23 protein-coding genes are annotated in these 24,479 nt (G+C 28.7%); 19 read left to right on the forward strand and 4 right to left on the reverse strand.

Annotated elements, in window-relative coordinates:
- Positions 1-26 precede the first annotated feature (26 nt).
- Positions 27-659, reverse strand: coding sequence for a nucleotide exchange factor GrpE (locus ABXT56_RS06900; protein ID WP_415300028.1), 633 nt, complete (start codon positions 657-659; stop codon positions 27-29).
- Between the two features lie 36 nt (positions 660-695).
- Between ABXT56_RS06900 and rdgB the strand changes: the two genes are divergently transcribed.
- Positions 696-1,298, forward strand: a complete 603-nt coding sequence (gene rdgB, locus ABXT56_RS06905; RefSeq protein WP_415300030.1) for an RdgB/HAM1 family non-canonical purine NTP pyrophosphatase — start codon at positions 696-698, stop codon at positions 1,296-1,298.
- Here rdgB and ABXT56_RS06910 read toward each other — a convergent pair.
- Positions 1,282-2,433, reverse strand: a complete 1,152-nt coding sequence (locus tag ABXT56_RS06910; protein WP_415300032.1) for an ABC transporter substrate-binding protein — start codon at positions 2,431-2,433, stop codon at positions 1,282-1,284. The genes rdgB and ABXT56_RS06910 overlap by 17 nt on opposite strands.
- A 32-nt stretch (positions 2,434-2,465) precedes the next feature.
- Between ABXT56_RS06910 and rsmI the strand changes: the two genes are divergently transcribed.
- Together rsmI and ABXT56_RS06920 are read left to right on the forward strand one after the other, a co-directional pair.
- Complete coding sequence (gene rsmI / locus ABXT56_RS06915) at positions 2,466-3,329, forward strand: 16S rRNA (cytidine(1402)-2'-O)-methyltransferase (protein WP_415300034.1); 864 nt, start codon at positions 2,466-2,468, stop codon at positions 3,327-3,329.
- Positions 3,319-3,912, forward strand: a complete 594-nt coding sequence (locus tag ABXT56_RS06920) for a BON domain-containing protein (RefSeq protein WP_415300036.1) — start codon at positions 3,319-3,321, stop codon at positions 3,910-3,912. Before rsmI ends, ABXT56_RS06920 begins: the two co-directional genes overlap by 11 nt.
- Here ABXT56_RS06920 and ABXT56_RS06925 read toward each other — a convergent pair.
- On the reverse strand, positions 3,909-6,194 hold the full coding sequence (locus ABXT56_RS06925) for an NADP-dependent malic enzyme (protein WP_415300038.1): 2,286 nt from the start codon (positions 6,192-6,194) through the stop codon (positions 3,909-3,911). The genes ABXT56_RS06920 and ABXT56_RS06925 overlap by 4 nt on opposite strands.
- 50 nt (positions 6,195-6,244) lie before the next feature.
- On the opposite strand from ABXT56_RS06925, the gene murJ reads away from it, so the two are divergent.
- The 4 genes from murJ to ABXT56_RS06945 are packed head-to-tail and all read left to right on the forward strand — an operon-like array spanning position 6,245 to position 10,480.
- Positions 6,245-7,771 carry a murein biosynthesis integral membrane protein MurJ gene (gene murJ / locus ABXT56_RS06930; RefSeq protein WP_415300040.1) on the forward strand — a complete coding sequence of 509 codons (1,527 nt, stop codon included), beginning with the start codon at positions 6,245-6,247 and terminating at the stop codon, positions 7,769-7,771.
- A gap of 1 nt (position 7,772) precedes the next feature.
- A complete protein-coding gene (gene trpS / locus ABXT56_RS06935; RefSeq protein ID WP_415300042.1) occupies positions 7,773-8,774 on the forward strand; it encodes a tryptophan--tRNA ligase in 1,002 nt (333 codons plus the stop codon).
- A 51-nt stretch (positions 8,775-8,825) separates the two neighbouring features.
- Positions 8,826-9,368, forward strand: coding sequence for a NifU family protein (locus tag ABXT56_RS06940; protein WP_415300043.1), 543 nt, complete (start codon positions 8,826-8,828; stop codon positions 9,366-9,368).
- Between the two features lie 2 nt (positions 9,369-9,370).
- Positions 9,371-10,480: a glucosaminidase domain-containing protein gene (locus tag ABXT56_RS06945; protein WP_415300045.1), complete on the forward strand. Its 1,110-nt coding sequence runs from the start codon at positions 9,371-9,373 to the stop codon at positions 10,478-10,480.
- Here the strand turns inward: ABXT56_RS06945 and ABXT56_RS06950 are convergent.
- Positions 10,477-11,400 carry a polysaccharide deacetylase family protein gene (locus ABXT56_RS06950; RefSeq protein WP_415300047.1) on the reverse strand — a complete coding sequence of 308 codons (924 nt, stop codon included), beginning with the start codon at positions 11,398-11,400 and terminating at the stop codon, positions 10,477-10,479. The two genes, ABXT56_RS06945 and ABXT56_RS06950, sit on opposite strands and share 4 nt — an antisense overlap.
- Before the next feature lie 85 nt (positions 11,401-11,485).
- Here ABXT56_RS06950 and ABXT56_RS06955 point away from each other — a divergent pair, with 85 nt between their 5' ends.
- Genes ABXT56_RS06955 through pnp form a run of 12 tightly spaced genes read left to right on the forward strand, consistent with a single transcriptional unit; the run spans position 11,486 to position 24,385 of the window.
- Positions 11,486-11,872 (forward strand): peptidase M22, encoded by a 387-nt coding sequence (locus ABXT56_RS06955; protein WP_415300049.1) that lies wholly within the window; start codon positions 11,486-11,488, stop codon positions 11,870-11,872.
- Positions 11,873-11,880: 8 nt separating this feature from the next.
- The gene (locus ABXT56_RS06960) at positions 11,881-12,291 is read left to right on the forward strand and encodes a Fur family transcriptional regulator (RefSeq protein WP_415300050.1); all 411 of its coding nucleotides are present in this window, start codon (positions 11,881-11,883) and stop codon (positions 12,289-12,291) included.
- Complete coding sequence (gene miaB, locus ABXT56_RS06965) at positions 12,269-13,636, forward strand: tRNA (N6-isopentenyl adenosine(37)-C2)-methylthiotransferase MiaB (protein ID WP_415300052.1); 1,368 nt, start codon at positions 12,269-12,271, stop codon at positions 13,634-13,636. Before ABXT56_RS06960 ends, miaB begins: the two co-directional genes overlap by 23 nt.
- Positions 13,637-13,639: 3 nt before the next feature.
- Positions 13,640-14,641 (forward strand): PhoH family protein, encoded by a 1,002-nt coding sequence (locus ABXT56_RS06970; protein ID WP_415300054.1) that lies wholly within the window; start codon positions 13,640-13,642, stop codon positions 14,639-14,641.
- Complete coding sequence (gene ybeY, locus ABXT56_RS06975; protein ID WP_415300056.1) at positions 14,634-15,104, forward strand: rRNA maturation RNase YbeY; 471 nt, start codon at positions 14,634-14,636, stop codon at positions 15,102-15,104. Before ABXT56_RS06970 ends, ybeY begins: the two co-directional genes overlap by 8 nt.
- Complete coding sequence (lnt, locus tag ABXT56_RS06980; RefSeq protein ID WP_415301410.1) at positions 15,097-16,641, forward strand: apolipoprotein N-acyltransferase; 1,545 nt, start codon at positions 15,097-15,099, stop codon at positions 16,639-16,641. Before ybeY ends, lnt begins: the two co-directional genes overlap by 8 nt.
- Positions 16,634-17,803 carry a methionine adenosyltransferase gene (metK, locus tag ABXT56_RS06985; RefSeq protein ID WP_415300057.1) on the forward strand — a complete coding sequence of 390 codons (1,170 nt, stop codon included), beginning with the start codon at positions 16,634-16,636 and terminating at the stop codon, positions 17,801-17,803. Before lnt ends, metK begins: the two co-directional genes overlap by 8 nt.
- A gap of 59 nt (positions 17,804-17,862) precedes the next feature.
- Positions 17,863-19,455: a transcription termination factor NusA gene (nusA, locus tag ABXT56_RS06990; protein WP_415300059.1), complete on the forward strand. Its 1,593-nt coding sequence runs from the start codon at positions 17,863-17,865 to the stop codon at positions 19,453-19,455.
- A gap of 10 nt (positions 19,456-19,465) precedes the next feature.
- Complete coding sequence (infB, locus tag ABXT56_RS06995; RefSeq protein ID WP_415300061.1) at positions 19,466-21,661, forward strand: translation initiation factor IF-2; 2,196 nt, start codon at positions 19,466-19,468, stop codon at positions 21,659-21,661.
- Positions 21,661-22,029, forward strand: coding sequence for a 30S ribosome-binding factor RbfA (rbfA, locus tag ABXT56_RS07000; RefSeq protein WP_415300063.1), 369 nt, complete (start codon positions 21,661-21,663; stop codon positions 22,027-22,029). The genes infB and rbfA overlap by 1 nt, the downstream gene beginning before the upstream one ends.
- Positions 22,030-22,042: 13 nt before the next feature.
- Complete coding sequence (gene rpsO, locus ABXT56_RS07005; RefSeq protein ID WP_006997516.1) at positions 22,043-22,291, forward strand: 30S ribosomal protein S15; 249 nt, start codon at positions 22,043-22,045, stop codon at positions 22,289-22,291.
- Positions 22,292-22,312: 21 nt separating this feature from the next.
- Positions 22,313-24,385 carry a polyribonucleotide nucleotidyltransferase gene (pnp, locus tag ABXT56_RS07010; protein WP_415300065.1) on the forward strand — a complete coding sequence of 691 codons (2,073 nt, stop codon included), beginning with the start codon at positions 22,313-22,315 and terminating at the stop codon, positions 24,383-24,385.
- Positions 24,386-24,479 lie beyond the last annotated feature (94 nt).

Below are 24,479 nucleotides of genomic sequence, written 5' to 3' on the forward strand. Positions count from 1 at the left end.
TAATCTACAAGTTCTGACAAATATTATTAGTTGTCTGAATTCTCTTTATTTTCCTCACTTTTTTTATCTTTATTTACAGTTTGCTTGGAAACTCCAACCAGAGAAGGCCTAAGTAGCCTATCTTTCATCATAAAACCCTTTTGAATTTCTTGAATAATTGTACCAGGTTCTTTTTGATTATCTTCAATCTCTATCATTGCTTGATGAAAATTTGGATCAAGTTTTTTACCAATTGAATCTAATGGTGTAATTCCATTCTTTGATAAAATAGAAACCATATCTTTATTTATAATATCAAAATGCTCTAAAGTTTTTTTTAAAGCTTCTGAGTTTTTTAAAGTTTCATCACTTTCTAGTATTTTTTTTGACCTTTCTAAATTGTCTATCAAATTTAATGTTTCTTTTGCAAAAGCAAAACCTCCATAATTAAAAGCATCTTCTCTTTCTTTTTCAAATCGTCTTCTTTGATTTTCCATTTCAGCAAAAGTTCTTGCTACTTTATCCTCTAATTCTAAAATTTTTTCTTCTGGAGTAATTTCTACTGTAGTGTCAATATTTTCAGGAATATTTTGTTCAATTTCATTTTTCTGATCTTTAGTATCAATCTCTTCAGACTGTTTGTTTAAATTTTCAGAATTGACGTTTTGATCTTTTTCCATAGGGACTTATATGGTATGAAAACTAATAATTGCTAGATGTTAAAAAAAAAAATCTCAAAAATACTGATAGGCACAAACAATACTGGAAAATTGAGAGAAATTAAGGATTTATTGCCTAAAAACCTTAAAATTTACTCTACATCCGACTTTAACATTAAGAGTCCTGTTGAAAATGAAAAAACCTTTGAGAAAAATTCTTTAATTAAAGCTAGATATTTTTCTAAAAAAACAAAAATGATTTGTTTATCAGATGACTCAGGATTAGAGATTGATGCCTTAGCAGGAGCACCTGGAGTCTATTCAGCTAGATGGGGTGGAAAAAAAGGAGACTTTGTTAAAGCAATGAATAGAGTTTTTAAAGAATTAAATAAAAAAATAAAAAATTGGAAAACTAAAAAAATCAAAGCCAGATTTATTTGTGCTTTAACTATTTATGGGCCTAATCGAAAAACTATAAATTCAATTGGTAAAATTGAAGGACACATATCACCTTTAATGAAAGGAAAAAATGGATTTGGTTATGACCCAATTTTTATACCTAATGGAAAAAAAATTACTTTTGGTGAAATGAAACCTTTGCAAAAATATAAAATAGATCATCGGTTTAAAGCTTTTAAAAAAATCAAAAAATTTTTTTAAATTTTTCGTCTTCTACTTTATAAAAATTTAAGATATGACTAATTTTATTATTTTTAATTTCAAAAATTCCAACTTTACCTTTAAATAAGGTTTTTTTTAAAAACATTTTTTCATCTACGATAGAGTTATTTTGAAGTATTAAATAATAAACTAGTCCAACTAAATCATAACTTAAAAAAGATAATTGATTTGGATATTGATTATATTTTTTAAAATATTCTGATGAAAATTCGTCATAGTTACTTTTGTTTGCAGATGGAAAATAAAGTGGCTGTGAGCTGGTTTCTTTTAGAAGAGACTCATCAAACCATTGATTGAGTGTTATAAAAAATTTATCTTTAGGAGATACATCGGTATATAATAATGATGTTGTTACACTTTTTAAGCTCTCATCAAAGTCTGAAATCACTATAGAGTCAAAGTTGACATTTCCAAGTGTATCTCTTTTTTTTAATTTTTCAATTAATCGTTCTTTATTATTTTGGTTTGATTTTTCTAATCTTGTTATTTCATCTTCAAGATTTTGTTTTCTAATTCCATAACGTGTGATTTTTTCAATTTGTTTTGTAAGTTTAGTTGGATCGACATCATAAATATAATTTTCTAATATTCTAATTTTTGAATTTATTATTGCTCTTTCAATTTCATCTTTAAAATTTACATCAGGTGTTAAAAAAATAGTTTTTTTAATATTATTTAGTTTTATAAATTTTTTTATAGCATTTAATTGTGAGGTTGCGTTTATTCCACCATTAATAATATTTTTTGAAAAATTATCGTTCTTGTTTGTTAAGGCCAAAAAAGTTACATGACTTAACTTATCAAGATAAATTAAATTTTTATTAAATACTGGACCAATTATTATTTTTATACCATCATTTGTTAACTCTTTTGCAACCTCTAAAGTAATTTCTGGATTTGATTTAGTATCCTTGGGGACAATTTTAATTGATGGGTTATTAATTTTATTGATAGCAAGTCTTACAGATTTAATTATAGAATGACCAATCTCAGAATTTTCTCCTGTAAGCGGCACAAGCAAGCCAATTTTTATTTTTTCATTTGCTAAAACACTCACTGTGTTGATTGAAAAAGTTATTATTACAAGTAGTATAATTTTGATAATTTTTTTCATTTTAATGTTAATATTATAACTATTATAATTTGATGATTCTAGATACCGAAAACACAAATAACAAAGTTAAAAGTGGACTTTATATAGTATCTACTCCGATTGGAAACCTAAGCGATATAACTTTAAGGGCTATAGAAGTATTAAAAAAATCAGATTATGTGTTATGTGAAGATACACGCATATCAAAAAATTTGTTAGACCGTTTTGACATCAAATCAAAACTTATCCCAAATCATAAATTTAATGAAAAGAAAAACTTATCTAAAGTTATTGAAATTTTAAAATCAAATTACATTGTCTCTTTAATTTCAGATGCAGGAACACCATCTATTTCAGACCCAGGAGCAATATTAATTAACGAGTGTCTTATTAATAAAATTGATATTTTTCCAATACCAGGTGCTTCTGCAGTATCATCTGCTATTTCCATAAGTGGATTTAGTGATAAATATTTCTTTTATGGTTTTTTTCCACAGAAGCAAAATAAATTAAAAGAAGATTTTGAAAAATTAGCAATTTTAGATTGCTGTGTTGTTTTTTTTATTTCACCTAAAAAATTTAATAAATCTATAAAAGAGATAAAACATTATTTTTTGGATAGAAAAATTTTAATATGTAGGGAAATGACAAAATTTTATGAAGAATTTATAAGAATCAACGTTGATAAACTTGAACCTTTTAAATCAGATCCAAAGGGGGAGTTGACAGTTGTTATTTCAGAAAAGACAAAAGAAAAAAACTCATCGATAATTTTAAAAGAATCTGATAAAAAAAACATTCAAATGATGATTAAAAAATTAAGTATTAAAGATATCACAGATTTAATCAGTCAATATTCAGACATACCAAAAAAAGAAATTTATAATTATTGTTTAAAATTAAAAAATGAAAAGTAAAATTATTTTTATAATTTTACTTTTTTTAACATTTACAGGTTGTGTTGGGTTAAGTTCAAAAGGTATTTTTGGAACAGGGGTTAGTCTTGCCTTAGATCCAAGATCTCTTGGCACTCAAATAGATGACTCGGTCATGCAAAAAAACCTAGGAACAAGATTAGCATTAAGAGACAAAAGTTATTTATTAACCGTAAATACAAAAGTTTTAGATGGAAGGATTTTTTTAACTGGGAAGGTAAATGATCCAGAAGAAAAACTTCAAATTACCAAATTAGCATGGGAAACCAAGGGAGTAAGATCTGTTAAAAATGATATTAAATTGAAAGAAGAATTTAGTTTTAAACAATCAGCCAAAGATTTGTTAATAACTTCTCAGCTGCGTACAATCTTAATCTTTAATAAAAAAATTAAAGCAACCAATTATCAAATAGATACTTATAAGAAAAAAATATTTATCTATGGGATTTCCTTTACAGAAGAAGAGAGGCAGGAAGTAATAAATGAGGCAAAAGAAATACTTGATGTTAAAGATGTTATAGCAAGTATTGTTTTAGTTGAAGATTTGAGAATTCAAAAAAATTAATTTTTTTTATAGTCAATTACATCAGCAGAATAAGCTGCAACAGAGGCTAAATTGATTATCTCAGATGTCGACGATCTTAAAGGTGCTATTTCAATTGGTTGACCTAAGCCAATTAATAAAGGTCCAATAACTTTTGTTTCAGCTAAGCTTTTCATCATTTTGTATGAAATAGCTGCACTATGCTGTCCAGGCATTATTAAGATATTTGCACTTCCTACAATACTAGAAAAAGGATAAAGCTTTTTGTATTCATCATTTAGAGCAACATCTGGTTGCATATCTCCATCAAAATCAAAATCTACATTTTTACTTTTTAAAATTTCAACCGCTTTTTTAATATGTTTAGTTCTACTTGTAAGGGGTTGACCAAATGTTGAATGAGAAACAAAAGCAACTTTTGGCACAAAGCCAAACATTTTAACTACCCTTGCAGCAGATATAGCAATTTCAGCAAGCTCTTCAGAGCTTGGATATTCGTTAACACTAGTATCTCCAACAAAAATAGTTTTTCCTTTTGCAACAACCATATTTAAGCCAAACATAATCTCCCCTGGTCTTGCGTCTATAACTTGTGTAACTTTTTCAAAAGAAGCTCCAAATCTTCTAGTATTTCCAGTTACTGCCCCGTCTGCATCACCACATGCAACCATACAAGATGCCCATATGACCCTATCATTTCTTACAAGTCTATCGCAGTCTCTCTCTAAAAGCCCTTGTTCTCTTTGCATTTTTTTAAATAAATGATTAACATATTTTTCTCGTTTATTAGAATCTGTAGAATTTACTATTTCAATTCCAAAATGATCATCGTACCCAATTTCTTTTATTCTCTCTTTTATCTTTTCTTTTTTGCCAATTAAAATTGGGATTCCTAATTTAGAATTTTTGAATGCAATGGCTGCTTTTAGAGTATTTTTATCTTCACCATCTGCAAAAACAATTCTTTTCTGATTTTTTTTAATATAAGAATTAATACCCTGCATAATTGTAAGAGATGGATTAAGTCTTTGTTTGAGTTGTTCTTTGTAGATTTCAAAATCATCAATATCCTTTCTTGCAACACCACTATCCATAGCAGCTTTTGCAACAGCGGCAGGAATTATACTAATTAACCTTGGATCAAAAGTTGATGGAATTATATAGTCTTTTCCATAATGGGGTCTATCACCACCCATTGCTGCTACTACTTCATCAGGAACATCTTCTCTCGTAAGCATTGCTATAGCATTTGCAGCAGCTACTTTCATTTCTTCATTAATAGTTTTTGCCCTAACATCAAGAGCTCCCCTAAAAACATAGGGAAACCCAATTAAATTGTTTACTTGATTTGGATAATCGGATCTTCCTGTTGCTATAATAGCATCATCTCTAACTTCCATTATTTCTTCAGGAGTTATTTCTGGATCCGGATTAGCACATGCAAAAATTATAGGATTTTTTGCCATTTTTTTTACCATATCTTTTGATAGTGCACCTTTTGCTGAAAGGCCTAAAAAAACATCAGCATTTTTGATTGCTTCATCTAATGTCCTAAGATTTGTTTCAGAAGCATGAGATGATTTCCATTGGTTTAATCCTTCTCTACCTCGATATATTATTCCAGACCTGTCTACCATGATTATATTTTTTTGAGGAACGCCACTATTTTTAAATAAATTAGTACAAGCCATAGCTGATGCGCCAGCACCATTTACAACAACTTTAATTTCTTTTATTGATTTGCCTGATATATCTAAGGCATTAATTAAGGCAGCAGTGGTAATGATTGCAGTACCATGTTGATCATCATGAAAAACAGGAATATCTAAAATTTCTTTCAACTTGTCTTCAATAACAAAACAATCTGGGGCAGCTATATCTTCTAAATTTATTCCTCCAAAGCTACATGCAAAGTTTTTTATACTATTAATAATTTCATTAGCATCCTTGGAGTCAATTTCTAAATCGATTGAGTCAATATCTGCAAATCTTTTAAATAGAACTGCTTTTCCTTCCATAACTGGTTTTGAAGCCAGAGCACCCAAATCACCCATACCTAAAATTGCAGACCCATTACTAATAACAGCAACAAGATTTCCTTTTGAGGTATAATCATAAGCAGATTCAGGGTTTTCTGAAATTGCTTTAACTGGCACAGCAACACCTGGCGAATAAGCTAGAGCCAAATCTCTCTTTGTAGTCATTGGTTTAGAAGAAATAATCTCAATTTTTCCAGGCTTATTTTTAGAGTGAAAATCTAAAGCTTCTTTATCCGTGTAATGGTCTATTTTAGTTTTTTTCATTTATGTTAATTAGATATACAAATGGAGCAAATTTAAGACTAATATGATTTATGAACCTAATTAAGTCAACAGGCACATTTAGTTTTTTTACAATAATAAGTAGATTATTAGGTTATGTGAGGGACATACTAATAGCTATGTTTCTAGGAACAGGACCTCTGGCAGATGCTTTCTTTGTTGCATTTAGAATACCCAATACATTTAGGAGGTTATTTTCAGAAGGTACTTTTAACGCAGCATTTGTACCCAGTTATTCATCACTATTAAATAATAAAAAAAAATCACAAAATTTTGCAAATAATATTTTCAATTTACTAACAGCAGGACTATTTTTTTTAGTTCTTATTATTGAAATTTTTATGCCATTATTTGTTTTTTTAATAGCACCAGGGTTTGATGGTGACTATCAAAAAATGGAATTAGCTATAACTTTGACCAGAGTCACATTTCCATTTTTATTGTTCATTAGTCTGTCATCTTTTTTTTCAGCCATTTTAAATTCGCATAATAAATTTGCTATAGCATCGGCCGCACCCATCATTTTAAATATTCTTCTTATTGGAGTATTATTTTTAGGAAAAATTTTGAATGATCAATTGGTTTATTACTTATCTTATGCAGTAACTATTTCAGGTATTTTACAGTTTATATTCTTATATTTTTTTGTTAAAAGATATTTTTATCCTGAAATAAGTTTTTCATTTAAAATTGACAATAAAATTAAAAATTTTTTTAAAAAATTACTTCCCAGCATTTTTTCTTCTGGAGTTACTCAAATAAATATTTTAGTTGGAACAATCATTGCATCTTTTCAAGCTAGTGCAGTATCCTATCTTTATTATGCCGACAGAATTTATCAAATAAATCTAGCTATTGCAGGAATTGCAATTGGTACAGTAATACTCCCTCAACTTTCTAAACACGTTAAAAGTGGTAAAAAAGAAAAAATAAAATTAATTCAAAATAAAGCTTTAGAGTTAAGTTTGTTTTTAAGTATACCTGCGGCAATTGCTTTATTAGTTGCTTCTGAAGAGATTATCTCTTCTTTATTTGGATATGGTTCGTTTGATGAACCAAGTGTTAAAAACTCAGCAAAAGCTTTATTTTATTTTGCAATTGGATTGCCAGCTTTTTCTCTTATTAAAGTTTTTTCAACTTTTTTTTTCGCAAGACACAATACAAAAACACCCTTTTATATTTCACTTACATCAGTTTTACTTAATATATTTATTAGTCTTGTTTTTTTTAAAGAAATTGGGTTTATAATTATACCCATAGCAACTACAATATCATCTTGGTTTAATGCCATTTTATTATTTACTTTTCTAAAAATAAAAAATTTATTCTATTTTAACCTTGTGTTCATCAATAGATTTATTAAAATTTTTCTAGCTTCAATATTAATGGGAATATTTTTTAACTGTGTAATTCATTTTTTTAATGAAAAATTACTTTATGAAGCAAACTTCAAAGCTGCTTATCTAATTGGTGCAGTTGTATTGGGACTAATATTTTACCTTTTGATTGCAATTTTAATCAAGGCTTTTAAAAGAAGTGATATTAATTTAAACTATTAGAATGAGTAAAAAAATTTTTTCAGGAGTTCAGCCATCAGGAAACCTCCATCTTGGAAACTATCTTGGTGCAATTAAGAATTTTGTAGAACTTCAAAATGTGAAAGAAAATCAATGTATTTTTTGTGTTGTAGATCTTCATGCAATAACAGTTAAACAAGAACCTAAGGAGTTAAAAAAAAATATAAGAGAAACAGCAGCTACATTTATTGCGTGTGGAATTGATCCAACTAAAAGTATAATTTTTAATCAATCTATGGTTTCAGCTCATTCTGAAGCTGCGTGGATTTTAAGCTGTGTTTCAAGAATAGGTTGGCTTAATAGAATGACACAATTTAAGGAAAAAGCAGGAAAGGATAAAGAGAAAGCTAGTATTGGTCTTTATTCGTATCCAGTTTTAATGGCAGCTGATATTTTACTATATGATGCAACTCATGTTCCTGTTGGAGATGATCAAAAACAGCATTTAGAACTTTGTAGAGATATTGCACAAAAATTTAACAATGATTTTAATGTGCAAAATTTTTTAAAAGTACCAGAGCCGTTAATACAAAAACAATTTTCTAGAATAATGAGTCTTAAAGATGGTATGAAAAAAATGAGTAAATCTGATGCTTCAGATTTAAGTAGAATTAATCTCACTGATAGTAAAGAAGAAATATCAAATAAAGTAAAAAAAGCAAAAACAGACACACTACCACTACCCGAGAATGTTGAAGCTTTGGTTGAAAGACCTGAGGCAGAAAACTTACTAGGGATTTATGCAAGTTTAAAAAATCAAAACTTAGAAAACTCTATTAATGAATTTAAGAAACAAAACTTTTCTGAATTTAAAAAAAAATTATCAGATGCATTAACTGAAAAAATCGAGCCAATTTCAAAAGAAATTAAAAGATTACTGAATGATGAAAAATACTTAGATTCTATTTTATTAGCTGGCTCTGATAAAGCTGACAAAATTGCTTCAAAAAAAATCAAAGAAATGAAAGAATTAGTAGGTTTTTAACTAAATATATTAATTGGTTTAAATTTATATATTTACCTTTATATATAAACCATGTTTGTGCAGACTGAAATAACACCTAATCCTAATTCCCTCAAGTTTTTACCAGGGAAAAATGTATCTAATAGTGGATCTTTTGAGATAACAAAAAAAGAAGATACTGACAGCGAACTAGTAAGAAATCTTTTATCTATTAATGGAGTAACAGGAGTATTTTTAGGGTTAGATTTTTTATCCATTAATAAAAGTGAGGAAGTAGCTTGGGAAGAAATTAAACATATAGTTATTTCATTAATTAATGATTTTTATTCATCAGGAAAAGAATTTGTAATTGCTAATGAATTATTTAGAGAAAAAAATGAGGAACATAACGAAATTGAACAAAAAATTGTCAGTATTCTAGAAACAAAAATTAGACCTGCTGTTGCTAAAGATGGTGGTGATATAAAATTTAAGGAGTTCAAGGATGGTATTGTCAAAGTAGAGCTGCAAGGAAGTTGCTCTGGATGTCCAAGCTCAACCCTAACCCTTAAACAAGGTGTCCAAAATCTTTTGTGTCACTATTTGCCTGAAGTCAAAGAAGTTATTGCAATATAATTATGAAAAAAAATTTTTATATATTTAATCAAATGAATAAATATTTTAAAAAAAAATATTTAACTATAAAAAAAAAAAAATATGTAGAAAATGATGTAGGAAGTATAGCCAGAACACTTTTAGCTAGCTTATTAATAATATCTTTTTTTTCTATTAGTCCAATATTTATTGAGCTTACAAAAAAAACATCAATTGTTTCTGCAGATTTTGAAAATAATTCAAAAAACGATTTAGAGAAATTATTGGAAAAAAAAGATATAGAGTCAGATAATGTATTGAATAATGAATTTTTATTTGATGATATAATGATGTTTGATGAGAGACCTACTGACTCCGTCAGATTAAGTGCTGCAACAATTGCAGAATTATTTAAATCAACGAATTATAGTCTCGAAGATGTAAGAAAAAATAAATTAGTTAAACCAATTTCATTAACATCATTACCTAATGAGATAAAAAAAATTGAAAATTCCAAAAAAAGAAAAGATCTTTTTATTCAAATTATTTTACCATTAATAATTAAAGAAAATAATAATATTAAAATAGATAGAAAAAAGCTTTTTAGTATTTTAAATAAAAGTAAAAATACAAAAATTGAAAAAATTTGGTTAAATTCAAAATTTAAACAGTATGGAGTTGCAAATAAAGACTTATCAACATTAAAGATTAGAATGGATGAAGTTCCAGTATCTATGGCTATAGCTCAGGCAGCAAAAGAAACTGGTTGGGGAACTTCAAGATTTGCCCAAGAGGGTAATGCATTGTTTGGTCAATGGACATGGTCTGGTGAAGGAATAAAGCCTTCTGGAGCAGATGATGATAGCACCCATAAAGTTATGAAATTTAAAATACTGCAGGCCTCTGTAAGGGCTTATCAAAGAAATTTAAATACCCATTCTTCTTACAAAGATTTTAGAAGCGCTAGAGCTGAATTAAGAGAAGAAGGGAAAAAGTTAGATAGTTTAATATTATCTGAGTATTTAGACAAATATGCAGAAATTGGAAAAGTGTATGTTAGTGTTTTGCAGCAAATAATAAAACAAAATAATTTAACGGATTTTGATGATGCTAAGTTATTGCCTTCAAGTATTAATTTGGAAAGTCTAATTTAATTTTGTTCAACAGAGAACTGAATTCCAAACCATCTCCATACTCCATTATCATTAAGAGAACAATTTATTCTCCCTCTTCTAAAATTAAATTTATTTCTGAATTTTAAACTTAAATTATTTTGATCAAAATTAATATTAGATTTTTCCCACTTGTCTCCTTCATCAGAAAAACAATTAATATTATATATATTTTTTTGCTTATCAAAAAATTTTACTAAAAATTTTGGAGGATTATTATTAACTGTTAAGTATTTTTCAATTGGGTACAAAGATTTATATTGTAAGGGATTAAGGTTAATTAAAAATTTAAATCTTTTTAAATCTCCATATTTCTCATTAATAGGAAATCTTGGCAGTTCATAGCGATCTTTATTAATATCAATTACACCAGAGTGTTGACCAAAAGAAAATTTAAAATTATTTGATATATATTCTTTTATGAGTGAACTATATTCTCCAAATGGATAAGAAAAAAAAATAGGATTATAGCCTAATTTTTTTTTAAAGATTGACATTGATAATTCAATGTCACTTATAAAGTCTCTATTTTCCATATCAACCAAATAACTATGTGAGTGAGAATGATTGCCTATATAAGCGTTAGTCTCTTTTTCTAATTCCTTTATTTGATCCCAATTCATATATCCATTTTTTCCAACAGCCTCAGTTGAAACAAAAAGAATAAATGGAATTTTTTCTTTTTTTAAATAAGGCCAAGCAAACTCATAAAAAGAAGAAAAAGCATCATCAATAGTAATAAGTATTTTTTTTTCTGTTTTTATAGTATTAAAACTTTTTTCTAAGTCCTTAGGATCATAAAAATTATATTGAAATTGTTTGATTATTTCAATTTGTTGTTTAAAAACCTTCATCTTAATATTTGTTGAGGGATATTTATCCTCATTAAATCTGTGATACATTAATGAAAGAATTCCCCGGTCATCAGAATAATATTTGATATTCTTCTCTTCTGCTTTAGAATTGCAAATAAATAATAATATAATAATGAATAATCTAATAATAGATGCCGCTAGAGATAAAATTATTTTAACATTCATTGTTGGTAAAAATATTTATACTTGTAGTCATGAGAATAGTAAAATTAATTTTGAAAAGTTAATGCTTTTAATCAGTGATTTTTTGAAGAGTAACAAAAGTTCTTTAGATCACATAGATGCTATTTATGTTAATAGAGGCCCAGGTAGCTTTGCAGGTATTAGAAATTCACTATCAACCATTAAAGCATTGTTTCTAACAAAAAATATTGACTATTATTGCTTTAGTTTTGCTGATTTTAAAGATTTTTCAGTTATTGAATATGTAGATGTACCCAAGTTATGTGAAAAATATAAAGTTAAAAAGAATTTGATTAATCCTATTTATTTAAGTTAAAATTAACTATGTCAGAAAATATTGAACAAAAGTGTTTAGCCAAAGGTGTAAAACTTACAGATCAGAGAAAAATTATTGCAAAAATTATGTCAGAGTCTAACGATCATCCAGATGTAGATGAGCTTTACAATAGAGTTTCAAAAATTGATACAAAGATTAGTATTGCAACAGTTTATAGAACTGTAAAACTATTTGAAGAGTCTGGAATTTTGACAAAACATGAGTTTAAGGGTGGAAAAGCAAGATATGAAGAATTAAACGAGGGTCATCATGATCACTTAATAGACGTTAAATCTGGAGAGATCATAGAGTTTGTTGATGAAGAGATTGAAAAACTGCAAGAAAAAATTGCAGATAAATATGGTTATCGTTTAGTAGATCATAAATTAGAATTATATGGGGTTAAAAAAAAACCCTAACTTAATGTTAAAAAAAATATTTATTAAAACTTTTGGTTGTCAAATGAATGAATACGATTCTAATCGTATATTTGATACAGTGAAAAAAATAGGTTTCGAAAAAACAGATAAATATGAGGATGCAAATTGTTATATTTTAAATACCTGCCACATTAGAGATAAGGCAAAAGAAAAAGTTTATCACGAAATTGGAAGAGTAAAAAAAATTTTTAGATCTAAAAAAAAACCTATTGTGATTGTGGCTGGGTGTGTTGCACAAGCAGAAAATCAAGAAATATTAAAGAGAGAGCCTTACATAGATATTATTATTGGACCTCAATCATATCACAAAATTAATGAAACAATAGAAAGATATATAAAAAAGAAGAAAAAAGAAGAAGAAACTGAATTTGATACAATTTCAAAATTTAATTATTTAAGCAAGATCAAAAATCAAGATAGCAAAGTATCCTCCTTTTTAACAATTCAAGAAGGGTGTGATAAATTTTGTCATTTTTGTGTTGTTCCATATACTCGTGGACCAGAATATTCTAGACCTTTTAATCAGATTATAAATGAGGCTAAAGAAATAGTTCAAAGTGGAGCTAAAGAAATTATTCTTTTAGGACAAAATGTTAATGCATATAGTTATAGGGATGAAAATAGAAAATTTAGGTTATCTGACATATTAATTGAATTAGAAAATTTTAGTGAACTTGAAAGAATTAGATATACAACATCTCACCCCAAAGACATGACAGATGACTTGATAAATGTATATAAAAAATCAATAAAGTTAATGCCATTAGTCCATCTACCAGTGCAGAGTGGATCAAACAAAATTTTAAAACTAATGAATAGAAAGCATACAATTGAAGAATATTTGTTAATTTATGAAAAATTAAAAAAAATTAATCCAAATATAGAGTTTTCAAGTGATTTTATTGTTGGTTATCCAGAAGAAAACGATGATGATTTTAGTCAGACAATAAAATTAATTGAAAAGGTAAAATTTACCAACTCCTATTCATTTATTTTTAGTCCAAGACCAGGCACAGTAGCAGCCGGTCATGAATTAGTTGATAAGAAAAAATCAAAAGAGAGATTAGAAAAAATTCAAAAAAAATTATTTGAAAATCAGTTAAATAAAAATAAATCATTAGAGGGCAAGATTCTTAAAGTTCTAGTTGAAAATCAAATGAAAGATGGAATTAAACTATTTGGCAGAACAGAATATATGACACCAGTAATTTTTGATGGCAGTTTTGATTATATAGGAAAAATTATAAAGTTAGAGATAAAAAGTAGCAATCAAAATAGTTTGTTTGGTATAATAAAAGAGAATTATAAAAAAAAAGTAGCTTAAAAATTGAATAACATATCCTCGAAAAAAATCAATTCTACTCTTAAATTTGTCTATTCTAATAATAATTCTTTAAGTGTTATATTTCAAGACAATGACTTGTTAATGGGCGTTGTTGGTGAATTTAATGAAAATTTAAAAGAGTTAGAAAAAATTACCAAAACAGGTCTTTACTCTAGGGGTAATTCTATTTTAATAAAATCAACACCAGAAAAAAATGAAATTGCAAAAAATGCTATACAGTTTCTTGCTAATCAGTTTATAAACAATGGTAGTATAGAAAAAAAAGATATAATCTCTTCAGTAGATAAATTTATGATTGAAGAAAAAGTAAAGAATAAAAATATTTCAGATATAATTAAAACTCCTAAGAAATCAGTTATTCCAAGATCAGAAAAACAAAAAGAATATGTTAGAGCATTAAGAGAAAGTGACATTGTTATATCGGCAGGTCCAGCCGGAACTGGTAAAACATTTTTGGCTGTTGCAGTCGGCTTAACATTGTTACTTGATAAAAAAATTGAAAGAATTATTTTATCAAGGCCAGCAGTAGAAGCTGGTGAAAGATTAGGTTTTTTGCCTGGAGACATGAAAGAAAAAGTAGACCCTTATTTAAGACCTTTATATGACTCTTTATATGACCTTTTTGACTTTGAAAAAATTCAAAGAATGATTGAGATTGGCGACATTGAAATAGCACCTTTGGCGTTTATGAGGGGTAGAACTCTCAAAAACTCTTTTGCAATTTTAGATGAGGCACAAAATGCAACAGATACACAAATTAAAATGTTTTTAACACGTATCGGAGAAAATTCAAAAATTGTTATAAATGGTGATCCATCACAGATTGATTTACCCCATAAAAACATGTCCGGATTAAATAGATCTAAAAAGTTATTAGGGCATTTAAAAGAAATCTCAGTATTAGATTTTGATCATTCCGATGTTGTTAGACACCCTTTAGTTTCTAAGATTGTAAAAGCGTACTCTGATCAAGAAAATGATTAATGTTAATGTAGTTTCAGAATGTAAACTCTGGGATAAAAAGATTAAAAAACCTAATATTTTTTTTAATACTTTGGTGAAAAATTTTCCTAAAAAATACAGATTTACGAAAAAAAAAGTAAGTTTATCAATTTTACTTTCAAATAATAAAAATATTAAAAAATTAAATAAAAAATTTAGAAAAAAGAATAAAGCAACAGACGTTTTATCTTTTCCTTCTGTGAAAAAATTTAATATAAAAAAATCGCCTTATATTGGAGATATTATTATTAGCTATCAGTTTATGAACAAACCAAAGATTATAAACGATCTAGACTTTAAAAATAAAGTAATTAAGATATTTATTCATGGTTTTCTTCATTTATTAGGTAATGATCATATCAAATTAAAAGATTTTAAAATGATGCTAACCAAAGAAGAAAAAATTTATAAAGCTGTTAAAACAAAGATTGCAAAACTTGTTTAAAAAAGAATTTTATAACTATTTATATATTATTTTTTTAGGAGCAATAAGTTCTTACAGTCTCCCACCATATAATTTTTTTTTTATAAATTTTATTACTTTTTCTTTATTTTTTATTTTTATTTTTAATAAAAAAAAAAGATCACTTAGGAGTAAATTTTTTTTTCAATATGGATGGTGTTTTGGATTTGGATATTTTTTATTTAGTTTATACTGGGTGGCAATTTCATTAACTTTTGATCAAAGCTTTAAATTTTTAATCCCAATTGCTTTAATCTTATTACCTGCTTTTCTTGGAATATTTTACGGTTTAATTACGTATTTTTTTTCAATCTTTTATTCAAAAAATGTAACTAGTTCTTTTTTTATTTTTTCAATACTATTTGGCATAATTGAATTTATGAGAGGATCAATACTTACAGGTTTTCCTTGGAATTTGATCTCATTTAGTTTTTCAAATAGTATTAATTTCATTCAAATCCTTTCTATTGTAGGAACCTATTCATTTAATTTAATTTGTATTTCGTTATTTACTATTCCTGGATTATTTATTTTAAGAAATTCTACAAAAGAAATCATAGTTTGTTTTTCTTTTATTTTATTATCTGCTGTATTTTTTATATTTGGTAATATCAAAAATGATATTTTTGATTCCTTAAAAAGTATAAAAAACCCATATACAATTAGAGCAATATCATCAAATATTAGTCTTGATAGATTTTATTCAAAACAAGATGAGTCAAAAATAATTAATGAACTTATAAATCTAAGTGAGACAGAAAATGAAGAACCTACAATTTTTCTGTGGCCAGAAGGAATTATTCCAGACAGCTCCCTAAGAGAAATGAGTATTTATAGAGACTTATTTTTAAAACATTTTGGAGAAGATGATTTAATAATTGTAGGCTTAAATAGTTTAGAAAAAAAAGATCAAAAAAATTTATTTTTTAATTCAATGGCTGTATTTAATAATAATTTAGATATTATCTCAAGCTACAATAAAGTTAATCTGGTACCATTTGGAGAATTTATTCCTTTTGAAAGTATTCTTGGCTTAATTGGCCTAAAAACTATAACTAATAGTTATCAATCTTTTTCTAAAGGAGAAACCAGAACTCCACTTAATATAAAAAATAAAAAAATTGATTTAAATTTACTTCCTTTAATTTGTTACGAAATAATTTATTCTGGTAAATTATCTAAAGATGATAATTTTAATTATATAATTAATATTTCAGAAGATGGTTGGTTTGGTAATTCTATAGGGCCGAAGCAACACTTTGCACATAGTATATTTAGATCTGTGGAAAGTGGCAAATATATAATTAGATCTTCAAACAATGGAATTTCAGCTATTATTAATCCAACAGGAGCTGTCGAGCAAAAAGTGGAGTTTGGATCAAAAGGATATGTGGACCTATCTGAAATTAGACTAGTTAAATCGACACCTTTTATGATGTTTGGGAATAAAACGTTTTTAATGTTAATTTTAATATATATTTTTTTTATTTTTTCATTTAATAGAACTAATCATGAGTAATTTAAAAAATTTTTTATTCACCAGTGAGTCGGTTTCAGAAGGACATCCTGACAAGGTATCAGATCGTATTTCAGATATGGTAGTAGATAGTTATCTTGCTGGAGATCCTTTTTCTAGAGTTGCATGCGAGACACTAACCACAACAAATAAAGTTGTACTAGCTGGAGAAGTCAGAGGTCCTGAGATTAAAAAAGAAGATCTTATACAAAAAGTGAGAAATTGTATCAAAGATATTGGTTATGACCAAGATGGTTTTACATGGAGAGAAGCGACAAAGATAGAAAGTCATCTTCATTCACAATCTGCAGATATAGCGATGGGTGTTGACTCTGCTGGTAGTAAAGATGAAGGAGCTGGGGACCAAGGAATAATGTTTGGATATGCATGTAATGAAACAGAAGAGTTGATGCCAGCACCAATACATTATTCACATAAGATTTTAAGACTTATGGCAGAAGATAGAAAGTCTGGAGTATTAAAAAATATAGAACCAGATTCAAAAAGCCAAGTTACTTTTGAATACATTGACGGCAAACCAACTAAAGTTAAGTCAGTTGTTATATCATCACAACACTCTGCAGATGTAGATCAAGCTAAGGTAAGAGAATTGCTAACGCCCTATATGTTAAAATCTATTCCAGAAAAATTTTTAAAAGATTTTGATGAAAAAGAATTTTATGTAAACCCAACTGGTAACTTTGTAATTGGAGGACCAGATGGAGATTGTGGTTTAACAGGTAGAAAAATTATTGTTGATACCTACGGCGGAGCAGCACCCCATGGAGGTGGAGCTTTTTCTGGTAAGGATCCAACTAAAGTAGATAGATCAGCAGCTTATGCAGCAAGATATATTGCAAAAAATATTGTCGCTTCCAATATTTCTGAAAAATGTTTAATTCAATTAGCTTATGCAATTGGAGTTTCTAAACCTTTATCAATTTATGTAGATTTATTTGATAATGATTTGGAAAAAAATAAATTCATTTCAGAAAAAATTACAAAAAATTTTGATTTAAGCCCAAGAGGAATTAGAGAAATGTTGGGTTTAAATAAACCAATTTACGAGAAAACAGCTGCTTATGGTCACTTTGGAAGAGTGTCAGAAGCTGATGGGTCATTTTCATGGGAAAAGACAGATAAAAAGGGTATTTTTTCTAAATAGTTCCTATTGAATAAAAAAAAATTCTTTATATATTGCCCTTACATTATTGAAATTACAAGATGGGCTTCAGCCCATTTTTTTTTGGAGCAGATAAAAATATGTTAAATAGAAGGTCAGATAAACTAGAATTATTAAGAATTGCTGAAGCTGTAGCTTTAGAAAAATCTATAGATAAAGAATTAATTATTGATTCCATGGAAACAGGAATTGCAAAAGCTGCTAAGTCTAAATTTGGACAGGATAATGAAATCAAAGTTTTAATAAATAGAGAAAATGGAGATATTGGAATATTTAGGAAGCTGATTGTTGTTGAAAAGCCTGAAAATACAAATACAGAAATTAATCTTCAAGATGCAGTTATTTTAAATGAAGAAAATAAAGATAAAAAAATTGGTGATGAAATTTTGCAACCTCTACCCTCATTTGATTTTGGTAGAATTGCAGCTCAAACAGCAAAACAAGTTATTAGTTTTAATGTAAGAGAAGCTGAGCGTGAAAGACAGTATAATGATTTTATAGATAAAAAAGATTCAATTTTAAGTGGAATTGTTAAACGTTTAGAATTTGGAAATGTAATAGTTGATTTGGGTAGAACAGAGGCAATTATCCAAAAAAATGAGATGATTCCAAGAGAAAATATTAAAGCAGGAGATAGAGTTAAAGCTTACTGTTATGATGTGAAAAGAGAAACTAGAGGACAACAGATATTTTTATCTAGAGCCCATCCAAAATTTATGGAACAATTATTTATTCAAGAAGTTCCAGAAATTTACGATGGATTAATTGAAATCAAATCATCTGCAAGAGATCCAGGAAGTAGAGCTAAAATTTGTGTTAGTGCAGTTGATACCTCGTTAGACCCAGTAGGAGCTTGCGTTGGAATGAGGGGATCAAGAGTTCAAGCAGTTGTTAATGAATTGCAGGGAGAAAAAATTGATATTGTAAATTGGTCTGAAGATCCAGCAATAGTAGTCTCAAACGCACTATCACCAGCTGAAGTTCAAAGAGTTAATGTTGATAGTGTAGCTAAGAAATTAGATGTAATTTTAACTGAAGAAAATTTAAGTAAAGCAATTGGTCGTAGAGGTCAAAATGTTAGACTTGCTACAAAATTATTAAATTATGAAATAAACATAATGACTGATGCAGAAGACTCAGAACGAAGACAGCTAGAATTTAAAGAAAAAACAGAAAATTTTGTAAAAAATTTAGAACTAGATGAAACATTAGGACAATTGCTTGTTGCGGAAGGCTTCTCTTCTATTTCAGATATTAAAGATAGTACGCCAGAAAACCTCATGAAAATTGAGGGTATAGAAGAAGATACTGCTAAAGCTTTAATAGAAAGAGCAAAAGAGTTTTATCAAAAAGATCAGGAAGATATTACTCAAAGAATTAAAGATTTAGGATTGCAAGACGATCTAATAAATCACAAAGGTTTAACGCCAGGCATGCTGGTTACTTTGGGTGAGCAAAAAATATTAAAATTAGAAGATTTTGCTGATCTTGCTTCAGATGAACTTACAGGTGGTTATGATGTTATAAAAGGCGAAAGAATTAAAATTCAAGGATATCTAGAAGATTTTGCTTTATCAAAAACTGAAGCAGATGAGCTAATTATGTCCGCGAGAAACATAATTTATAAAGATTGAGTAATGAAATATGGACAACAAAAAAACAAAATTAACACTCTCTGGCATAGCCAAGAAATCGATAGAGAATATAGAGTTAGCAAAAACTCAAAATAAAAACTCAGTTATAATTGAAAAAAAACCGAGCAAATTTGCTCCTAGAGTTAACCTTGGTAGATCAGCAAGCGTGAGATCAAAACCAGTAGTAAGTGCTACTGGAAGTTTTGCTTCTAAACCGTCTTCACCGATAACTAATGATTATGAAAAACGTAAATTAGCTGAACAAAGGGCAACAAGAAGACTTAAAGGTGACTCAGGAGAAAAAGGTAAGCCTGATACAAAAAAAAGAGAATTAAAACTAACAGTTTCAAGAGCTTTAAGTGACGAGATTGAAGCAAGGTCTAGAAGCATGGCATCACTTAAAAGAGCAAAATTAAAAGAAAACAGAGAACTTACCAAAGAAGAAATTCAAGAAAGTTTAAAACCTGTGAAAAGAGACGTTAATATCCCTGAAGCTATTACAGTAAGAGAGCTTGCCAATAGAATGGCTGAACAATCAAGTAATGTTATAAAACACTTATTTGGTATGGGAGTAACAGTTACTATTAATCAAACACTAGCAGCTGATACTGCTGAATATTTAGTAAAAGAATTTGGTCATAATCCTATAAGAGAGACTAAAGCCGAAGAAATTATTCAAAAAATAAAAGAATCTAGATCTGAAAATTTAAAAAATAGACCACCAATTGTAACTGTAATGGGGCATGTAGATCATGGAAAAACTTCAGTATTAGATGTTTTAAGAAGTGCAAATGTTGTCTCAGGAGAGTTTGGCGGTATAACACAACACATTGGAGCATATCAAATAGAACATGAGTCACATAAGATAACTTTTATAGATACTCCTGGTCATGCAGCATTTACTGAGATGAGAGCAAGAGGATCAAAATTAACAGATGTTGTTGTCTTAGTTGTTGCAGCAGATGATGGCGTAAAACCACAAACTATAGAATCTATAAAACATGCAAAAGCCGCAAATGTTCCAATTGTAGTTGCAATAAATAAATGTGATCTACCAGAAGCAGATCCTCAAAAAATTAAAAATCAGCTTTTAGAATACGAACTTATTGCAGAAGATTTATCAGGAGATACTTTGATGGTTGAAATTTCTGCAAAAACCAAAAAAAATTTAGAAAAATTAGTAGAGTCAATAGTTTTACAAGCTGAAATTTTAGATTTAAAAACTGATTTTGAATCAAAGGCAACAGGTATTGTTTTAGAGTCAAAAATTGATGTTGGTAGAGGAGCTGTGGCAACTGTTGTAGTTACATCTGGAACAATCAAAAAAGGTGATTTTTTTGTAAGTGGACTAAAATGGGGAAAAGTAAGAGCTTTAATTAATGATAAAGGAAAAAATATTAATGAAGCACCACCATCATCGCCTGTAGAAATTTTGGGAATTAATGGTGCAGCAAAATCAGGAGATGATTTTATTGTTCTTGATTCTGAAAAAGAAGCAAAAACATTAAGCGAGAACAGGGCAGAAGAAGTCAAAGCAGGAGGAAATCCTTTAGCGTTTGCAACTCAAGATTCTGCTTTTGCAGATAAGTCAGCTGTAGAATTAAATATTATTGTTAAGTCTGATGTACATGGATCTGCTGAAGCAATTAAAAGTGCTATAAATCAAATTACACATGCTGAGGTTAAACCTAAGATTATTTTATCAGATATTGGAATGGTGACAGAAACAGACGTGACATTAGCAAAAGCATCTAGCGCTGTTCTAATCGCATTTAATGTTAAACCAAGCAAAGAAGCAAAAAAATTAGCTGAAAATGAAAAGATTAAAATTTCTTCATACAATATTATTTATGAGGTTTTAGATTATATCAAGTTGAGAATGTCAGGTCTTTTAGCTCCTGATGTTCAAGAAAAAATCAATGGCATAGCTCAAATTTTAGAGATTTTTAAAGTTTCAGGAACAGGAAAAGTTGCTGGTTCTAAAGTTACAGAAGGTGAAATAGCTAGTGGCGCTAATGCTAGAGTAATTAGAGATGGAGCAATTATCTACACAGGTAAGATTAGTACAATCTTCAGAGAAAAAGATCAGGCTAAACAGGTTAGTAACGGACAAGAGTGTGGGATAACACTTAAAGACTTTATTGATTTTCAAAAAAATGATGTAATTGAAGCTTATAGTACCACCTCAACAGAAAGAACTGTATAATGACAGATAGAATAGGTAAACCTGTATCACAAAGACAATTGCGTGTTGGAGAGATGATTAAGCAATCTTTAGGTATGATTTTTGCAAGAAATGAGGCTAAAGTGCCAAATTTAGAAACTAATACAGTAACAGTTACAGAAGTAAAAATGAGCCAAGATCTTAAAATTGCAAAAGCATATGTATTGCCTCTAGGAGGAAAGGATACAGAGAAGGTTGTTAAAAAATTAAGAGAATATTCTTTTTTAATTAGAAAAGTCTTATCCCAAAAAGTGATTATGAAATATATACCAAAGATACTTTTTGCTAAGGACGACTCGTTTGAATACGCAGAAAAAATAGAAAATTTAATTAAACAAACAAACAAATAGGAAAATAAATAGTATGACGAAAAAAGCAGAAGAATTAAAAATGCATGAGAAGGACACCGGTTCTTCAGAAGTACAAATTGCATTATTAACAGGAAAAATTGAAACTCTTTCAGCACACATTAAACAATTCAAAAAAGATAAACACTCTTCGGTTGGATTGTTAAGAGCAGTAAATAGAAGAAAAAAATTGTTAGAATATTTAAAGAAAAATAAATTTGATTCTTACAAAAATGTATTAACACAATTAAATTTAAGAAAATAGATAGAAGGAAACGGAAATTAGATGTTCAAAGTATATAAGAAGGAAATTGAAGTAGCAGGAAAAAAAATAAGCTTAGAAACAGGTAAAGTAGCAAGACAGGCAGACGGAGCAATCATCGCTTCATGTGGTGAAACAGTTATTTTAGCAACAGTAGTAGGAGCGAAGAAAGTAAATCCAGATATGGATTATTTTCCGCTATCAGTAAACTATCAAGAAAAATATTATGCAGGTGGTAAAATTCCAGGTGGATTTTTTAAAAGAGAAGCAAGACCAACTGAAAGTGAACAATTAATATCAAGATTAATTGACAGACCTATTAGACCTTTGTTTCCTAGTGAATTTAAAAATGAGGTTCAGTTGTTACCAACAGTAATTTCATATGATAAAGAAAATCAACCTGACATTTTAGCAATCACTGCATCATCAGCAGCATTAGCTATCTCAGGTATGCCATTTATGGGCCCTGTAGGAGCATCTAGAGTAGGTTATATTGATGGCAAGTACATTCTTAACCCATCAAAAGCTGAATTAGAAAACTCAAGTTTAGATTTAGTTGTAGCAGGTACTAAAGATGCAGTGCTTATGGTTGAATCTGAAACAAAAGGGTTATCTGAAGAAATAATGTTAGCTGCAGTTAAATTTGGCCATGAAGGCTTTGTCCCAGTAATCAAAATGATTGAGGAGCTAGCTAAAGAATGTAGAAAGCCAGAGTGGACTGTTGAAAAGAAAGATTTATCTGAAGTTAAGAAAAAACTTGAGAGTGAATTTACTAATGATTTAACTAAAGCTTTTGGAACTATAGATAAGCAAGATAGATCAAATCAAATTTCAGAAATATCTGAAAAAGCCAAGCAGCTTTTTGCAGACAATGAAAATTATTCTGATTTTAATATTAATGATGAGTTAAAAAATCTTGAAAAGAAAATTGTTAGAACAGATATTCTTAAAAATAAAAAAAGAATTGATGGTAGAGGTTTAGCTGATGTAAGAGCTATTGAGTGTGAAGTTGGTGTTTTACCAAGAACTCATGGTTCAGCATTATTTACTAGAGGGGAAACGCAAGCGATTGTAGTCACTACTTTAGGTACTTCTGATGATGAACAAAGAATAGAAAGTCTAGATGGACAGTCCAGAGAAAGATTTATGCTTCATTACAACTTTCCTCCTTTTTCAGTTGGTGAAACGGGAAGAATTGGAACTGGAAGACGTGAAGTTGGTCATGGAAAATTAGCATGGAGAGCAATCAATTCTTCACTTCCTTCAAAAGAAGCTTTTCCATACACTTTTAGAATAGTATCAGAGATTACAGAATCTAACGGTTCCTCTTCAATGGCTACTGTTTGTGGAGCATCTCTTGCGTTAATGGACGCTGGCGTTCCAATTAAAGAGCCAGTTGCAGGTATTGCAATGGGTTTAATTAAAGAAGGCGATGATTTCAGTGTCCTATCAGATATTCTAGGTGATGAAGATCACTTAGGAGACATGGACTTTAAAGTTGCTGGAACTAAAAATGGAATTACTTCACTTCAAATGGATATCAAAATTACTGGTATTACTTTTGAAATCATGGAGCAGGCTTTAAATCAGGCTAAAGAAGGAAGAGTTCATATCTTAGGTGAAATGAATAAAGCCTTAAGTGAATCAAGAGCAGATGTTGGACAACACACTCCAAAAATGGAACAAATAACGGTTGATAAAAAAGATATCGCTGCTGTGATTGGAAAGGGTGGAGCAACTATCAGAGAGATTGTTGAAAAATCAGGTGCAAAAGTTGATGTGAATGATGAAGGGGTTGTAACAGTTGCTGCTCCAGATGAAGAATCTAGAAACATCGCTATGCAGTTTATTAAAGATATCACTGCAAAAGCTGAACTAAATAAAATTTATTCAGGCAAAGTAATGAAAATTATGGAGTTTGGTGCATTTGTTAACTTCTTAGGTAAACAAGATGGTCTTGTTCACATCTCAGAACTTGCTCCTAAAAGAGTAGAAAAAGTTACCGATGTTGTAAAAGAAGGTGACGAAGTAAAAGTTAAAGTGATTGGTTTCGATAGAGGTAAAGTTAAACTTTCTATGAAACAAGCTGCTGAATAATTTGAATTAGAAATAGGGGTTTAATTGCCCCTATTTATCGACTTTATTTTTATCTAATAGTGGCACTTTTCTTAAAAATGTTGATTTTATTGAT

It is taken from the genome of Candidatus Pelagibacter sp. Uisw_134_02 (genome assembly GCF_047720265.1).
In the GTDB taxonomy this organism is placed as follows: domain Bacteria; phylum Pseudomonadota; class Alphaproteobacteria; order Pelagibacterales; family Pelagibacteraceae; genus Pelagibacter.

Bases quoted from the DNA above. Each gene is read 5' to 3' on its own strand.
- ABXT56_RS06900 (WP_415300028.1), bottom strand. From the start codon at position 659: ATGGAAAAAGATCAAAACGTCAATTCTGAAAATTTAAACAAACAGTCT.
- rdgB (WP_415300030.1), top strand. From the start codon at position 696: ATGTTAAAAAAAAAAATCTCAAAAATACTGATAGGCACAAACAATACT.
- ABXT56_RS06910 (WP_415300032.1), bottom strand. From the start codon at position 2,433: ATGAAAAAAATTATCAAAATTATACTACTTGTAATAATAACTTTTTCA.
- rsmI (WP_415300034.1), top strand. From the start codon at position 2,466: ATGATTCTAGATACCGAAAACACAAATAACAAAGTTAAAAGTGGACTT.
- ABXT56_RS06920 (WP_415300036.1), top strand. From the start codon at position 3,319: ATGAAAAGTAAAATTATTTTTATAATTTTACTTTTTTTAACATTTACA.
- ABXT56_RS06925 (WP_415300038.1), bottom strand. From the start codon at position 6,194: ATGAAAAAAACTAAAATAGACCATTACACGGATAAAGAAGCTTTAGAT.
- murJ (WP_415300040.1), top strand. From the start codon at position 6,245: ATGAACCTAATTAAGTCAACAGGCACATTTAGTTTTTTTACAATAATA.
- trpS (WP_415300042.1), top strand. From the start codon at position 7,773: ATGAGTAAAAAAATTTTTTCAGGAGTTCAGCCATCAGGAAACCTCCAT.
- ABXT56_RS06940 (WP_415300043.1), top strand. From the start codon at position 8,826: ATGTTTGTGCAGACTGAAATAACACCTAATCCTAATTCCCTCAAGTTT.
- ABXT56_RS06945 (WP_415300045.1), top strand. From the start codon at position 9,371: ATGAAAAAAAATTTTTATATATTTAATCAAATGAATAAATATTTTAAA.
- ABXT56_RS06950 (WP_415300047.1), bottom strand. From the start codon at position 11,400: ATGTATCACAGATTTAATGAGGATAAATATCCCTCAACAAATATTAAG.
- ABXT56_RS06955 (WP_415300049.1), top strand. From the start codon at position 11,486: ATGAATAATCTAATAATAGATGCCGCTAGAGATAAAATTATTTTAACA.
- ABXT56_RS06960 (WP_415300050.1), top strand. From the start codon at position 11,881: ATGTCAGAAAATATTGAACAAAAGTGTTTAGCCAAAGGTGTAAAACTT.
- miaB (WP_415300052.1), top strand. From the start codon at position 12,269: ATGGGGTTAAAAAAAAACCCTAACTTAATGTTAAAAAAAATATTTATT.
- ybeY (WP_415300056.1), top strand. From the start codon at position 14,634: ATGATTAATGTTAATGTAGTTTCAGAATGTAAACTCTGGGATAAAAAG.
- metK (WP_415300057.1), top strand. From the start codon at position 16,634: ATGAGTAATTTAAAAAATTTTTTATTCACCAGTGAGTCGGTTTCAGAA.
- nusA (WP_415300059.1), top strand. From the start codon at position 17,863: ATGGGCTTCAGCCCATTTTTTTTTGGAGCAGATAAAAATATGTTAAAT.
- infB (WP_415300061.1), top strand. From the start codon at position 19,466: ATGGACAACAAAAAAACAAAATTAACACTCTCTGGCATAGCCAAGAAA.
- rbfA (WP_415300063.1), top strand. From the start codon at position 21,661: ATGACAGATAGAATAGGTAAACCTGTATCACAAAGACAATTGCGTGTT.
- rpsO (WP_006997516.1), top strand. From the start codon at position 22,043: ATGACGAAAAAAGCAGAAGAATTAAAAATGCATGAGAAGGACACCGGT.
- pnp (WP_415300065.1), top strand. From the start codon at position 22,313: ATGTTCAAAGTATATAAGAAGGAAATTGAAGTAGCAGGAAAAAAAATA.